Source organism: Acidiphilium sp. 20-67-58 (genome assembly GCF_002255515.1).
Classification (GTDB): Bacteria; Pseudomonadota; Alphaproteobacteria; order Acetobacterales; family Acetobacteraceae; genus Acidiphilium.
Map to the genome: position 1 here is coordinate 22,186 of NZ_NCAS01000027.1, position 14,231 is coordinate 36,416.

The window sequence follows — 14,231 nt, forward strand, 5'->3', positions numbered from 1 at the left end:
CGCTCGATCAGCTGAAAATGTGGAAGCTGTTCAGGATCAGGTCGATCAGCTTGATCCCGACGAAAGGTGTGACGATGCCGCCGAGCCCGTAGATCAGCAGGTTGCGCCGCAACAGCGCCGCCGCCCCCATCGGGCGGAAGGCGACACCGCGCAGCGCCAGCGGTACCAGCACGACGATGATGAGCGCGTTGAAGATCACCGCCGCGAGAATGGCGCTTTCCGGCGAAGCGAGGCCCATGATGTTGAGCGCGCCGAGACGCGGGTAGCGCGCGGCAAAGATCGCCGGCAGGATCGCGAAATATTTCGCGATGTCATTGGCGATGGAAAACGTGGTGAGCGCGCCGCGGGTGATCAGCAGCTGCTTGCCGATCTGCACGATCTCGATCAGCTTCGTCGGATCGCTGTCGAGATCGACCATGTTGCCCGCCTCTCGCGCCGCCTGCGTGCCGGTCTGCATCGCGACGCCGACATCCGCCTGCGCCAGCGCCGGGGCGTCATTGGTGCCGTCGCCGCACATCGCGACCAGCCGCCCCTCGGCCTGCGCCTTGCGGATGTAGAAGAGCTTGTCCTCCGGCGTCGCCTGCGCGATCACGTCGTCCACCCCGGCCTCGGCGGCGATCACGCTCGCTGTCACGCGGTTATCGCCGGTGACCATCACGGTGCGGATGCCGATCCGCCGCAGCGCCTCGAACCGCTCCCGGATTCCCGGCTTGACGATGTCCTTCAGCTCGATGACGCCGAGCAGCGCACCCTCCGCCACCAGGCCGAGCGGCGTGCCGCCGGCCCGCGCGACGCGGTCCACCGCCGCGGCGAACGCTTCCGGCGCGGCGCCGCCCACGAGGTCGAGAACGGAGTCGACCGCCCCCTTGCGCCAGCGTCGCTCCCCGGCATCGATGCCCGAGAGCCTTGTATTCGCGCTGAATGGCACGACGACCGCCCCCTCCGGCAGCAGCGGATCGGCGCCGAATTCCTCCCGCGCCAGCCGCACGATCGACCGCCCCTCCGGGGTTTCGTCGCCGAGCGAGGCCAAGGCCGCCGCCGCGGCCATGCGCCGCACCTCCACACCCGGCACCGGATGGAAAGCCGAGGCCATGCGGTTGCCGAAGGTGATCGTGCCGGTCTTGTCGAGCAGCAGCGTGTCGACATCGCCGGACGCCTCGACGGCGCGGCCCGAGGTCGCGATGACATTGAAGCTCACCAGCCGGTCCATCCCGGCGATGCCGATGGCCGAGAGCAGCCCGCCGATCGTGGTGGGGATCAGGCAGACGAACAGCGCCGCGAGTTCGGCAATGCCGAGCCGGGCGTGCGCATAGGCGGCGAAGCCAGGCAGGGTGACGACCACGATCACGAACACGATGGTCAGGCCGGCGAGCAGGATATCGAGCGCGATCTCGTTCGGGGTCTTGCGCCGCGCCGCCCCTTCGACGAGGGCGATCATCCGGTCGAGAAAGCTCGAACCCGGCTCGGCGGTGACGCGGACGACCAGCCAGTCCGACACCAGCTCGGTCCCGCCCGTCACCGCCGAGCGGTCGCCGCCGGCCTCGCGGATGACGGGGGCGGATTCGCCGGTCACGGCACTTTCGTTGACACTGGCGATGCCCTCGACGATGTCGCCATCGGCGGGAACGAGGTCTCCGGCCTCGACGAGCACGAGATCGTCCCGGCGCAATTGCGGCGCCGGGATGAGGGTGAAGGCGGCGCGGTCCGCCGGATCATCGAGCCGCTTCGCCATCGTGTCGCTGCGCGCGCGCCGCAGGCTTTCCGCCCGCACCCGGCCGCGGCCTTCCGCGACGGCTTCGGCGAAGGTCGCGAACAGCACCGTGATCCACAGCCAGATCGCGATGACGATCGAAAAGGCGGCGGCGCGGCCTGAGACCAGTTCATGAAGGCCGACGAAACTCGTCAGCAGGGCGATGATTTCGGTGACGAAGATCACCGGGTTGCGGATCAGCGTTCGCGGGTTCGTCTTGGCGAGGGCATCGCCCATCGCGCGGAGCAGGATATCGCGATCGAACAGCCCGATCGTCTCGGCGTTGCGGGGCATGGCGGCGCTCCTCAGAAGGTCTTGCCGGCGAGCAGCAGGTAATGCTCGACGATCGGGCCGAGCAGGTCGGCCGGCATGAATTGCAGCCCGACCAGGATCACGATGACGCCGATCAGCAGGCCGATGAACAGCGGGCCGTCGGTCGGGAACGTGCCCTCGGAATGCGGCAGAAGCGGCTTGGCGCCGAGCGAGCCGGCGATCGCGAGCACCGGGATCATCACCGCGAAGCGGCCGAGCAGCATGGCGATGCCCAGCCCGTAATCGAGCAGCGTTGTGTTGGCCGACAGGCCGGCCAGGGCGCTGCCGTTGTTCTCGGTGGCCGAGGTCCAGCCATAGAGCATTTCGGTGAGGCCATGCGGCCCCGCATTGGCGAGCGAGGCCAGCCCCGACGCGCTCGACAGCGAGACTCCGGCACCGACGAGGATGACCAGCGTCTGCACCAGCAGGGCGAGCATCGCGAGCTTCATCTCCCGCGCCTCGATCTTCTTGCCGAGATATTCCGGCGTCCGGCCGACCATCAGCCCGGCGACGAACACCGCGAGCAGGGCAAAGAGCACGATGCCATACAGCCCCGCGCCGACGCCGCCGGGCGCGATTTCGCCGAGCTGCATCATGAACAGCGCCGCCAGCCCGCCGAGCGGGAGATAACTGTCCGTCACCGAATTGACCGCGCCGGTTGAGGTGCCGGTTGCGGCGATGTTGAAGCTGGTGGATTGGGCGATGCCGAAGCGCGCCTCCTTGCCGACCATGTTGCCGGGATGCGCTGCCAGCCCGGCATGGACGAGGATGGGGTTGTTCGCCGCCTCCGCCGCATAGGCGCCGAGCATGCCGCAGGCGAGGATCACCGCCATCACGACGAACAGCGCCCGCCCATCGCGCCGCCGCCCCGCCACATGGCCGAAGGCGATCGGCAGGGCGAAGCCGATGACGAGGATCAGCCAGATTTCCAGAAGGTTCGTCCAGGCGGTCGGGTTTTCGAACGGATGCGCGGCGTTGGCGTTGAAGAAGCCGCCGCCATTGGTGCCGAATTCCTTGATCGCCTCCTGCAGGGCGACCGGCCCGCGGGCGATGGTCTGCACCCCGCCCGCGAGGGCGTGGACATGGGCAGCGGGAGCGAGCGTCATCGGCACGCCGGAGGCGATCAGCAGGATCGCGGCGATGAAGGCGACCGGCAGCAGGAGATAGAGGGTGATCCTGACCAGATCGACATGGACATTGCCAAGCGTGCGGAGGCCACCGCCGGCAAAGGCGCGCATGAGCGCACCCGCCGCGGCGAGGCCGGCGGCGGCGGAGAGGAAATTATGCACGGCGAGGCCGAACATCTGTGCGCCATAGGATATCTGGCTCTCGGGCGCATAGGCCTGCCAGTTGGTGTTGGTGGCGAAGGAGATCGCGGTGTTGAAGGCGAGCCTCGGGCTCATGCCCGTGATGTGTTCGGGGTTGAAGGGCAGGAAATACTGGAGCCGGAGGATCGCGTAGAGCAGCAGGAAATGGACGAGGCCGAGCAGCAGCAGGCCCACCGCATAGGCGCTCCAGCTCATCTGGCGGGCGGGATCGATGCCGCAAAGCCGGTAGAGCGGCACTTCGATCGCCGCGAGGAAGCGAAGCTCGCCGCGATAGAGACGGGCGAGCCAGGCGCCGAGCGAAACGGCGCAGGCGAAGACGAGGGCGAGCGCGAGGGCGATGAACCCGAGTCCGTGCAGGGTCATGATGGGGAAAGTTCCGTTTCCGTGGCGCTACCGGTCCTGCCGATGGCGGCGGACAAGCTGTTGGGCCACCTGCCAGATCCACAGGAGAGCGAGAGCGATGGCGAAGGCGCTGCCGAGGCAGATCAGGGCATCGGAGACGAGGCCGGTGATGTTCGCCGCGACATCCATTGCGGTCAGAAATCCTCAGGCCGCAGCAGGGTCCAGACGAGATAGGCGAGGACCAGCATGGCGACGACGCCGGAGAGCCAGAGATCGATCACCTTGGCTGCGTCCGTCAGATCGTGTCACAGGCGTTCACATAAAGGAGAAAGGCGGCGAACATCGCGGCTGCGAGGCAGAGTGAAAGAAGGTCTGGCATGATGCGTGATCCCGAATGTGCCTTGTGGTCCGGTGGCTGAGCGATCCGGAGTATGGGCGGCGGGACGGTAAAGATTCGAGGCCGAATTCGGGCGAGAGTGTATAGAAATCGTATAGAGCATCATCCGATCGGACGACTCCGTCCTGTCGGGCAGAGGTGCTCCATGATATGCGGATATCGTATTCCGCCCCCACTGATTGCACATCCGGTCCGATACACCATGTCCTCTCTCACCATGCGCAAGATTGCCGCTTTGCCCACGCTCCTGTTCCTTGGAGGATGTACCGTGTTCGGAATCCGGTCTGGCACGCCGCAGCCCGGCTACAGCGTCACCGGACAGGTGGGCGCGGTGCAGCTTCGCGCCTACGCAGCGCGGCTTGCGGCGGAGACGACCGTCTCGGGCGGGGAGATCGACTCCCGCTCGACCGGATTTCGTCGGCTCGCCGCCTATATTTTCGGCGCCAACACGAAACCGGGTGGCGGCAGCGGCAAGATCGCGATGACTGCGCCGGTCGAGCAGGATGGCGCTGGCGGCAGCCGGATCGCGATGACCTCGCCGGTCGCCCAGCAGGGCGGCAACGGCAGCTGGACCATCCGCTTCTTCATGCCGGCCGGCATGACGATGGCCACCGCCCCTCGCCCGCGCGACCCGATGGTCCACCTCGTCGAGGTTCCTGCCGTGACGATGGCGGTGCTGCGCTTTTCCGGCAGTCCTGGCGCGCATGCGGTCGCGACGCACAGCGAGAGGCTGCTCGCGACGCTGGCGCACTCCCCCTGGAAGCCGGAGGGACGCGTCGTCGCCTGGTTCTACGATCCGCCCTGGACACTGCCCTGGTTGCGCCGCAACGAAGTCGCCGTTCCCGTCGAGCGCCGATAGGACGGCTAGAGCACTTTCCGATCCTTTCGGATCGGAAAGTGCTCTAGCCCCGCTTCATCCATGCCTCGCACCAGCCCGCCGGGCTGATCCGGCCGGCGACGAGGTGGCAGTGGCTCGCCGTCGAACCCGGTGCTGGCGGCTTGAACCAGACGCAGGCGCCGCAGACTTCGCCATGGCGCGACCTGTCGACATAGCCCACCGCTCCCTTCGAAACGCTGGGCACCATCGTGCCGAGCCCGACCGGCGCCGCCGTGCCGACCGCCGCCCGCGCGCGGGTTGCCGCGGTGGCGAGGCCGGCGGCTGCGGCAAGGATGGCATGGCGGCGGGTTGGGGCTAAAAGGGTCATGATACGCTCCCGTCAGTAATTCGCGGTGCTCAGCGCGATGCGCGCCGCAAGCTTGCGCCCGCCGCCAAGCCCGCCGGTAAGGGCCACGGCCACCAGCCGGTCATGGCGGTAGACCTGTCTGAGATCGAGGGTCATCGGGTGCGTGTCCCCGCCGATCGTCGCACGGCCGATCAGCCGGTTGCCCTGGGCGGCGCAGGCGCCCGCGAGCCGCACCGGCCGCCTGCCATACTGGGCCGAGAGCGAAGCGGTCATGCGACAATCGGTGCGGTTGCCATCGATCCAGATCCGGCCCGAGATGTCGGTGAACCGGCGGGCCTTGCCGCCCTGCGACAGGGTCGCCGTCATGCTGCCGGTATCGAGATCGACCTCGATCGTTTTGAGCGGGCGCAGTGCTGCGACGGTGTTCGCCGTGGCATCGGCAATGCCGCGATTGCCCCAGCTGGTCCGGACATAATTGGCGATCGCCGCGATCTGCGCATCCGAGAGCATCGCGCCGAAACGCGGCATGGAGGACTGGCCCGGATGCCAGGGCTGGAACCCGCCGAGGACCATGCTGACCAGGTCGTCGGCCGGGCCGTTCCAGACGGCCTCATTATGCGCGAGATTCGGAATGTTGGCGGTGACGCCTCGCCCATCGTCGCCATGGCAGCGGGCGCATTCGGCGTGATAGAGGTGTTTCCCGCGCGCGAGCGAGGCGGCGAGGACCGGCCCCGCCGACGCGCTCTGCTGCGGATGCACCGTCCGCAGATAGTCGACGATGTCGTTGACATCGCGCTTCGGCAGCCGGCTCAGACTGTCATCGACCACCGTTTTCATCTTGCCGAAGGGCGCGCCTTGGCGCATGTCGCCGTCCTCGCGCAGATAGGCGAGGAGTGCCTGCCGGGACCAGGCGCCGATCCCGTCCGATTTCGAGTCGGTGATGTTCGGCGCGTACCAGCCCTGGTCGATGATATGGCCGCCGGCGAGTTGGCGCGAGGGGATCGTCGCCATCGCGAGATTGCGCGGGGTGTGGCACGCGCTGCAATGTTCGAGCGCCTGCACGAGATAGGCGCCGTGCCGGACATTGCGGCTCCAGCCGGGCTGATATTTCATCGCATGCGGATGGAAGAACATCAGCCGCCAGGCGAGCAGGCCGGCCCGCAGATCCGCCGGGAAGGCCATCGTGTCCGGCCGGTCAGGGATCGCGGCTGGCGCGAGAGTGTCGAGATAGGCCTTGATCGCCATCACGTCGGCATGGCTGAGCTTCGAATAGGCGGTGTAGGGCATCACCGGGTATTCGTATTTCGGAAACACGACGAGCGAGCTTCCGGGCTCGATGCCGTCATGCATCGCGCGCCAGAACTGGCGGTCGGTCCATGCTCCGATGCCAAATCGTTTGCTCGGCGTGATATTGGGGGAAAAGACGGTGCCGAAGGGTGTGCCGACCGCGCGGCCGCCGGCAAAAGCGGGCTCGCCGGCAACGCTGTGGCAGGGCAGGCAGTCGCCGGCAACGACGAGGAAGAATCCCCTGCGCACCATTGCCGCCTTTCGGGGATCTTTCGGCATGTTGACCGGAAGCGGCAGAGCGGTGCCCGCCATGCCGGGGCGAGGCGTCGCCGCGACATCGGTTGCCGCCGCAGGCCAGCTTGCCACGCCGGCTACGGCGGCAGGTTGTACGGCGGGCGGAGTGGCGCTGGCGGTGACACACAAGGCTGTGGCCAGGGCGGCGACGAGGGCGGCGGCGAGACCGCCAAGGATGAGTCTCGTGCTGGGGTGGGGCATTCCGGGCATCCGCATCTCCTTCCTCATATTCCATGAGGAACGGCGCGGCCCGGTTTCAACGGCGGGATTGGTCAGTCACGGGAAAAAGGCATTAGAGCATTTTCCGATCCTCAAGGATCGGATGTAGTGCTCTATCATATTGAGAAACCGAGTATCTTTATCCGATCAGATGTCTCCATCTGATCGGACGATGCTCTAATTCTGACGGAATCGTGACCGGATCGCCACTGCACGATTTTTCGTTACGATTTCAATTCATTTTATATGTATGCAGAGTCCGACGCGGCGAAACCGGCACGTACCCTGCCGGTCGCGTGGGCCGGTGAGGCGGGTCAGTCGGCGGCTTCCTTCATCTGCGCGCTGCCGTGCCGGTAGAGCGCCTGGGCCGCGGCGACGCCGGCGCCGAGGTGGATGTCGAGACCGAGATCGACCATGCACATCTCGGCGACGGCAAGGCCGGAGAGCGCCATCGCATCGGTCAGCATGCCGAGATGGCCGATGCGGAAGACCTGGCCGGCGACATCGCCGAGCCCCGCGCCGAATGCCATGCCGTAGCGCTCGGCGGCGTGGGTGACGATGCGCGCGGCGTCGAACCCGTGCGGGACGCGAATGGCGGTAACCGAGTTCGAATAGAGTTCGGGTGCTGCGGCGCATGGTGCCAGGCCCCAGGCGGCGACCGCGGCGCGCACGCCATTGGCGATCCTTGCGTGGCGGGCGAAGACGTTGTCGAGCCCTTCATCGAGTAGCATCCGGCTCGACAGCGCGAGCCCGTTCAGGAGCCCGACCAGCGGCGTGTAGGGATACCCGTTGGCGGCGTTGGTGGCCCGCATGTCGTCGATATTGAAGAAATTGCGCGGCAGTTTCGCATCCCGGCTGGCGGCGAGCGCCTTGTCGCTGAACGCGGTGATGGCGAGGCCCGGGGGCAGCATGAAACCCTTCTGCGAGCCGGTTACCGCGACGTCGACGCGCCAGTCATCGAATTCGAACGGCATCGAGCCGATCGAGCTCACACCATCGACGAGGAGCAGCGCATCGTGGCCGGCCTCGTCCATCACCCGGCGCAGGCCGGCAATGTCGGAGACGACACCGGTCGCGGTTTCGTTGTGGGTGGCGAGAACGGCCTTGATCCGGCCCGCCTTGTCCTCGCGCAGAAGCTCGGCGAAGCGGGGCAGCGGAATCCCCTCGCCCCATGTCACGTCGACCTGGATGACTTCGAGGCCGAAGCGCCGGCACATCTTGATCCAGCGGTCGCTGAACATGCCGTTGCGGGCGGCGAGAACAGTGTCGCCGGCGCTGAGCGTGTTGGAGATCGCGGTTTCCCACCCGCCGGTTCCCGTCGCGGGGAAGATGAAGATCTCGCCGTGCGCCACCTTCATCACGCCGCGGCAGCCGGCGAGCGCCGCTTGCAGGATCGGCGCGAAAGCCGGCGACCGGTGATCCATGGTCGGCATGTCGCACGCCTTGCGGATCGCTTCGGGAATGTTCGTCGGCCCCGGGATGAAAACAGGGTTTTGCAGGCTCATCGGGCGGATCCTTCGTCGGTTGGGAAAAATATAGGGAGACGCTCGACAGCACGCAATTTTTTTGAAAATATTTTTCAAAATCGTGATTTCAGCAGAAAGTTGAATTGAATCATCGGGTTGTTTTTTTCATCATGGGGCAACTGCCCGACCAGGAGGACCGATGACGAGGCCGCCCGAGCCTGCCGGCACCGAACGCCGCGCCCGCGGACGCCCGCGCGCATGGGCCGACACGACCAATCAGAACCAGATCAAGTCGCTCGACCGCGCCATGGAGGTGCTAGAGCGGCTGAGCAAGATGGGCAGCGCGACGCTCTCCGACCTGGCCGCGGCGCTCGGCCAGTCGCCGGCCAGCGTCTATCGCGTCCTGTTCACGCTGGAGGCGCGCGACATCGTCGATTTCGAGGCCTTGAGCCAGACCTGGCATATCGGCGCCGGCGCCTTCCTGATCGGCTCGCGCTTCCTGCGGCGGACCTCGCTGGTCGAGCGGGGGCGGCCGGCGCTCCGGGACCTCGCGGAACGCACCGGCGAGACGGCGAATCTCGGGATCGAGCGGAACGGGCTGATACTGTTCGTCAGCCAGGTCGAGACCCATGCCAACATGCGGGCTTTCTTTCCGCCGGGGACGACGGCGCCGATGCATGCGTCGGGGATCGGCAAGGCGCTGCTCGCGGAGATGGACGAGGGGCGGCGCGCCGCGATCATCGCCCGCCATGGGCTTGCACGCTTCACCGCCCACACGCTGACCACGCGCGACGCGCTGATGGACGATCTCGCGGCGACGCGGGCGCGCGGCTATACGGTGGATGCGGAGGAGCGGGACGAGGGCATGCGGTGCATCGCCGCCCCGATCTTCGACATGCATGGCGAGGCAATTGCCGGGCTGTCGATCTCGGGGCCATCGTCGCGGATGCCCGATTCGGCGATTGCCGGCCTTGCGTCATCAGTGATGGAGGCGGCGCAGGCGGTGACAGCGGGCATCGGCGGCCGGCGGCGGGAATGAGGCGGGCGCCTTTCGCCCGCCTGCTGGGTAAGGTGAACCGCGATCAGGCCAAGGTGCCGCGGACAGGGTAGCTCTTGCCGATCACGAAGCGCAGCCCGGCGACCAGACGGTCGAGATTCGGGCGGAGGAACGGGGCGTTGGAGATGTCGACGAGGTGCAGTTCGCCCTCGGGGTTGACCACGAACAGGCCGGGTTCGGGGAAGCGATGGTCGGTTTCCTCGGCGGAGCGGGGCTCGGACACGTAGAGGCCGAGCGCCTTCATCGCCGTTTCATCCATGCCGTAGAGCAGCGGAAAGCCGGGCTTCGCCGCCGCTTCGGTCAGGCGGGTCTGGGCTTCGCTGTCGGCCGAGACGGCCGCGACGGACACGCCGAGCTCGGCGAGGGCGCCGCGCTGCGCCTCGATTTCACCGAGGAAGGTCTTGCAGATGGGGCAGTGCTGCCCGCGGATCACGAAAAGCGCCTGCCACGAACCGGGCGCGCCGAAGGTGACGTCCGCACCGTCGAGCTGCTTGAAGGTGACGGGCGTAAAGGGCTGCCCGGGATGAAGCTTGGGTGTGGTCTGCATGATCTGTCTCCTGTTGTTCAGGCGGCGAGGCGGTCGGATTTGAACTGGGTGACCGCGGGGAAATCGTGCTCGGGATCGGCAACGTGCCGCACATACTGGATCAGGGTGTAGAGGCCGATAACACCGACGGTCTCCAGCAGCGCCTTGTCCGAGAAGCCGGCGTCGCGGGCACGGGCGAGGGTTTCGGGGCTCACCTGCCCGCGGTGGCGCACCACCTCGCTCGTGTAGTCGAGCAGGGCCTGGGTGGCGGGGTCGGCGGCCTTGCCTTCCATCGCATCCAGCATTTCGGCCTCGGTCGCGCCCTGCATGGTGCCCACCTTCATGTGGACGTTGACGCAGTAATCGCAGCTGTTGAGCGCGGAGACGAGCATCGCCACCTGCTCGACCTGCTTGCCGCTGAGCTCGATGCCGTCATTGATGTTGCTGTTCAGGGCAAGAAAGCCCTTGAGAACGTTGGGGGCGTTGCCGGCAACGCGGAACAGGTTGATCACGCCGCCGAACTGGCGGGTGGCTTCATCAAAGGCTTCCTTCGTCGCGCCGGACGCGGCTTTCGGGTCGAGCTGAGGCATGTTGGGCATGGGAATCTCCGGGTTAGATATCAACTGACCGATCAGTTGATTCGAGGGGTAAGAAAAGGTCCCATTCGCCAGCTTGTCGCATCTTCATGAAGCTGGAGGTCGGGACGAGGCCAAGGCGCGAAGATGCGACAGGGCGCCGTGCGCGAGTATCGTGATCCTGGACGGGTCGTTGTGGACTTTCGCAAGCAGGATACCGCCCTGCATGAGGGCGATCACGATCTCCGCGGCTGCGGCACGATCGATGTCCTGCAATGTCCCTTCTGCGACCAACGCGTTGATGACATGGCCGATGGGCATGCTCCAGCGCGCGATTGCCCGTTTGATGGCGTGCTGCACGTCGGGATCGACCACAGCGAGTTCGAGACTGATATTGCCGATCAGGCACCCTTGGGCGAACCCATGCGTGCTTTTCCACGCGCGGTTCGCCTTTGCCGGCACATCGAAGAAGCGTTCGAGCCGGGTGGACGCCGGCGCGCCGGACAGGGCGATATCGTTGAATTCGGCGGCGAAGCGCTCGCTGTACCGATCGATGGCCGCGACCATCAGCGCCGATTTCGAGGGGAAGAAGTGATAGAACGTACCCTTGTTGATCCCGCTCGCCGCGCAGAGTTCGTTCGTGCCGACAAGACCGAAGCCGCGACCGAGGAAAAGCTCGGTCGCCGTGTCGATCAAGGTGTCCCGTGTCGAGATCGAGGCAGCGCGCATGCGTCTGGATAGAGCAGAAACAGACCGGTCGGTCAACTCCGGCGAGGCGTGAGGGGGGGGGGCGCTGTGCCGGCAACCTGCCAGAGCATCATCCGATCCGAAAGGATCGGAAAGTGCTCTAACGCCCAACCGCGCGGCCGAACGCGATTATCCGGGCGGGCTGGACGGGAACAGGTGGAGCCGGTCGGAAGCGACATTCAGGGCGACGGCGCCGCGCGGCGGCGGGCTTGTACACTGGACCGGAACCGGCGCGGCAAGGCCGTCGAGCCGCAGCAACGCCTGCCAGTGCCCGGCCTCGAAATGCGCGCCGATGCAGGTGGCCGGCACGCCCTCGGCGGCGAGGGCCAGCGCGCCGCGCGGCCAGAACAGCAGCGCCTGCGCGGCACCGGCGAGGCGGGCGCCACCGCCGGGAATGGCGAGCAGCGCGCTGCCGAGGACGATGGCGGCGTCGCTCCCCGCCTGCCGCACCTCCACCTCGACACCGCCGCACAGCCCGGCGAGACGTGCCGCATAGGGGGTTGCCGGCCGGGCGAACATGGCATCCGGCGTGGTGCAGGACGTCAGGCGACGGTCTTCGAGGAGGGCGACACGGTCGGCAAGACGGGCGATGTCCGCCGGATCGTGCGAGATGCAGATTGCGCCCAGCCCGGTTTCGACGATCAGCGCACGCAGTTCGGTGCGCAGGGTTTCCCTGGTTTCGACATCGAGGCTGGAGAACGGTTCGTCGAGCATCAGCAGGCGAGGTGCTGCGGCCAGCGCGCGGGCGAGGCCGACGCGTTGTTGCTGCCCGCCGGACAGGGTTGCCGGCAGGCGGCCGGCGCAGGAGGCGACGCCGAACTGGTCGAGCAGGGCGAGCGCCTTGCGCTCCCGTCCGACGCGATCGCGGATCACCACCGCCACGTTCTCCAGCACGGAGAGATGCGGCCACAGCGCGAAATCCTGGAACACCATGCCAAGGCCGCGCAATTCGGGGCGGATGAAGGTGGCGGCGGCATCGTCCACCACGACGCCGGCGATGCGGATGGTGCCGCGGGCCGGCCGGTTGAGCCCGCCGATCACCCGCAGCAGGCTGGTCTTGCCCGATCCGGACTCGCCGGCGAGTACGACGCACTCGCCGGGGGACAGGCTCAGCGCCGCCTCCTCGACGATCAGGCGGCCACCGCGCTGCACGGCAACACCTTCGATGGCGAGTGCGGCGCTCATGCCGGGCGCAGGCGCCGCGGCGCGGCGAGCAGGGTGACGCCGGCCGCGAGCACGAGGGCGAGCCCCGCCATTGCCGCGAGGCCGAACAGGGCGAGCCGCGCCGAGGCGGCGTAGTCGCTCATCTGGTCGAGGGTGACGATGGCGACGCCGAGCGGCGTGGCCCCCGGCGGATAGAGCAGTTCGGAGACCGGCAATTCGAACATGATCGCGGCGGCGACCAGCAGGTAGGCGTAGGTGAAGGGGCGGATCAGCAGCATGCCCTCGATATCCACCAGCCGCGTCAGGCGCGGCAGGCCGTGCAGCCGCGCGGCCGCCACCAGATTGGGGTCGAGATCATCCAACGCGCCCTGCATCATGCGCAGGGCGAGCGGCGCCATGCCGGCGGTGTAGCCGATCAGCAGCAACAGCCGGCTGCCGTAGAGCGGGAGAAAATCGTTGTTGAAGGCGACGATGTAGCCCGCGCCGAGCACGAGGCCGGGCACCGCCATGTTGGCGACAAGGGCGACGTCGAGCACCGCGATCATGCGGCGGGCGCCGGCGGCGCGCAGGCGCAGGATCAACACGGCGACGCCGAGCGACATCGTCGCGCCGACCATGCCGAAGCCGAGCGAGCGCAGCACCGCGCCAGCATGCGGCATGGATGCCGCCAGCGGCTGGAGTGCGCGGACGAACAATGCCACGACCGGGATGACGATGCCGACCAGGGCGAACAGGCCAGTGAGCGCGGCGAAGGCCAGTTCGCGCCGCAGCGTTGGCCGCTGCCGCGCGGGCGGGCGCATGCGGCCGTGCTGGATGGCCGCACCCTGCCGCCGGCAGGCCATGGCGAGGCCGCCGAACACCGCGGCGACGGCGATCAGGCGCCAGCACAGGATCGAGGCGCCGGCGAAATCGGTGGGGGTTTCGGCGAGGTGCTGGTAGATCGCGTAGGTCAGGATCGGCACATGGCTGGTCACGCCCAGCGTCGCCGGGATGCCGAATTCCTGCATCGTCTCGATCACCGCGATGGCGAAGCCGACCGCGATCGAAGGGGCGAGCAGGCGCAGGCCGATGCGGACGCGCAGGATGAAGGGGACGCCGTGGATCGCGGCGGCCTCGGCCGGGGCGGAATCGGCGGCGGCGAGGGTCGCCCGCGCAACCAGGGCAGAAAACGGCAGCGCCTTGACCACGTACAGCATCAGCAGGCCGCCGACGCCGAAGAAGGCCTGCCCGGCCAGCGTGGCGCGCAGGGCGTGACTGCTGAAGATGATCATCCAGCCGGTTGTCAGCATGTAGCTCGGCGTCAGGAACAGGCCCCAGAGCGTCAGCGTGGCGGCGCGGGCGACCGGGCCCTCTGCCATCGTGGTGAAGAGGGCGAAGACCGCGCCGAGCGGTGCGGCGATGATCGCGGTGCCGACCGAGAGCAGCAGGGAGACGACGAAGGCCGGCCAGTTCCCGGCCGCGCCGTGACCGGAGAGGAACGGCATGACCAGCAGGCGGACCAGCGGGTAGACGAAGAAGGTCGCGATCAGCCCTGCCATGATCGCGGCACGCAGGCCGGCGGCGCCGAATTTCATCGGCAGCCG

At 67.5% G+C, this 14,231-nt stretch carries 14 protein-coding genes; 2 read left to right on the plus strand and 12 right to left on the minus strand.

What is annotated here, in order from left to right; genetic code table 11:
- Positions 1–7: 7 nt before the first annotated feature.
- The 4 genes from kdpB to B7Z76_RS16340 are packed head-to-tail and all read right to left on the minus strand — an operon-like array spanning position 8 to position 4,013.
- On the minus strand, positions 8–2,044 hold the full coding sequence (kdpB, locus tag B7Z76_RS11570) for a potassium-transporting ATPase subunit KdpB (protein WP_291344067.1): 2,037 nt from the start codon (positions 2,042–2,044) through the stop codon (positions 8–10).
- 11 nt (positions 2,045–2,055) lie between these two features.
- Complete coding sequence (gene kdpA / locus B7Z76_RS11575; RefSeq protein WP_291344069.1) at positions 2,056–3,753, minus strand: potassium-transporting ATPase subunit KdpA; 1,698 nt, start codon at positions 3,751–3,753, stop codon at positions 2,056–2,058.
- A 27-nt stretch (positions 3,754–3,780) separates the two neighbouring features.
- On the minus strand, positions 3,781–3,921 hold the full coding sequence (locus B7Z76_RS11580) for a hypothetical protein (protein ID WP_174504107.1): 141 nt from the start codon (positions 3,919–3,921) through the stop codon (positions 3,781–3,783).
- A 5-nt stretch (positions 3,922–3,926) separates the two neighbouring features.
- Positions 3,927–4,013 carry a potassium-transporting ATPase subunit F gene (locus tag B7Z76_RS16340; protein ID WP_174504897.1) on the minus strand — a complete coding sequence of 29 codons (87 nt, stop codon included), beginning with the start codon at positions 4,011–4,013 and terminating at the stop codon, positions 3,927–3,929.
- A 318-nt stretch (positions 4,014–4,331) separates the two neighbouring features.
- Between B7Z76_RS16340 and B7Z76_RS11585 the strand changes: the two genes are divergently transcribed.
- On the plus strand, positions 4,332–4,988 hold the full coding sequence (locus B7Z76_RS11585) for a heme-binding protein (protein WP_291344072.1): 657 nt from the start codon (positions 4,332–4,334) through the stop codon (positions 4,986–4,988).
- Positions 4,989–5,031: 43 nt separating this feature from the next.
- Here B7Z76_RS11585 and B7Z76_RS11590 read toward each other — a convergent pair whose 3' ends face one another.
- From B7Z76_RS11590 to bhcA, 3 genes are all read right to left on the minus strand, one after another.
- Positions 5,032–5,334 (minus strand): high-potential iron-sulfur protein, encoded by a 303-nt coding sequence (locus B7Z76_RS11590; protein WP_291344074.1) that lies wholly within the window; start codon positions 5,332–5,334, stop codon positions 5,032–5,034.
- Between the two features lie 12 nt (positions 5,335–5,346).
- Positions 5,347–7,104, minus strand: a complete 1,758-nt coding sequence (locus B7Z76_RS11595; protein WP_291344076.1) for a cytochrome c — start codon at positions 7,102–7,104, stop codon at positions 5,347–5,349.
- Between the two features lie 323 nt (positions 7,105–7,427).
- A complete protein-coding gene (bhcA, locus tag B7Z76_RS11600; protein WP_291344078.1) occupies positions 7,428–8,618 on the minus strand; it encodes an L-aspartate--glyoxylate aminotransferase BhcA in 1,191 nt (396 codons plus the stop codon).
- A 160-nt stretch (positions 8,619–8,778) separates the two neighbouring features.
- Here bhcA and bhcR point away from each other — a divergent pair, with 160 nt between their 5' ends.
- Positions 8,779–9,618 (plus strand): HTH-type transcriptional regulator BhcR, encoded by an 840-nt coding sequence (gene bhcR / locus B7Z76_RS11605; protein ID WP_291344080.1) that lies wholly within the window; start codon positions 8,779–8,781, stop codon positions 9,616–9,618.
- A 43-nt stretch (positions 9,619–9,661) separates the two neighbouring features.
- Here bhcR and B7Z76_RS11610 read toward each other — a convergent pair whose 3' ends face one another.
- The 5 genes from B7Z76_RS11610 to B7Z76_RS11630 form a co-directional block, all read right to left on the minus strand.
- Complete coding sequence (locus B7Z76_RS11610; protein ID WP_174504101.1) at positions 9,662–10,183, minus strand: redoxin domain-containing protein; 522 nt, start codon at positions 10,181–10,183, stop codon at positions 9,662–9,664.
- 17 nt (positions 10,184–10,200) lie between these two features.
- Positions 10,201–10,761: a carboxymuconolactone decarboxylase family protein gene (locus B7Z76_RS11615; RefSeq protein ID WP_174504100.1), complete on the minus strand. Its 561-nt coding sequence runs from the start codon at positions 10,759–10,761 to the stop codon at positions 10,201–10,203.
- 84 nt (positions 10,762–10,845) lie between these two features.
- Positions 10,846–11,466: a TetR/AcrR family transcriptional regulator gene (locus tag B7Z76_RS11620; protein WP_291344082.1), complete on the minus strand. Its 621-nt coding sequence runs from the start codon at positions 11,464–11,466 to the stop codon at positions 10,846–10,848.
- Between the two features lie 147 nt (positions 11,467–11,613).
- Positions 11,614–12,669, minus strand: a complete 1,056-nt coding sequence (locus B7Z76_RS11625; protein WP_291344084.1) for an ABC transporter ATP-binding protein — start codon at positions 12,667–12,669, stop codon at positions 11,614–11,616.
- Entirely contained in the window at positions 12,666–14,222 is a 1,557-nt protein-coding gene (locus tag B7Z76_RS11630; protein ID WP_174504097.1) for an iron ABC transporter permease, read from the minus strand. Before B7Z76_RS11630 ends, B7Z76_RS11625 begins: the two co-directional genes overlap by 4 nt.
- Positions 14,223–14,231: the final 9 nt, after the last annotated feature.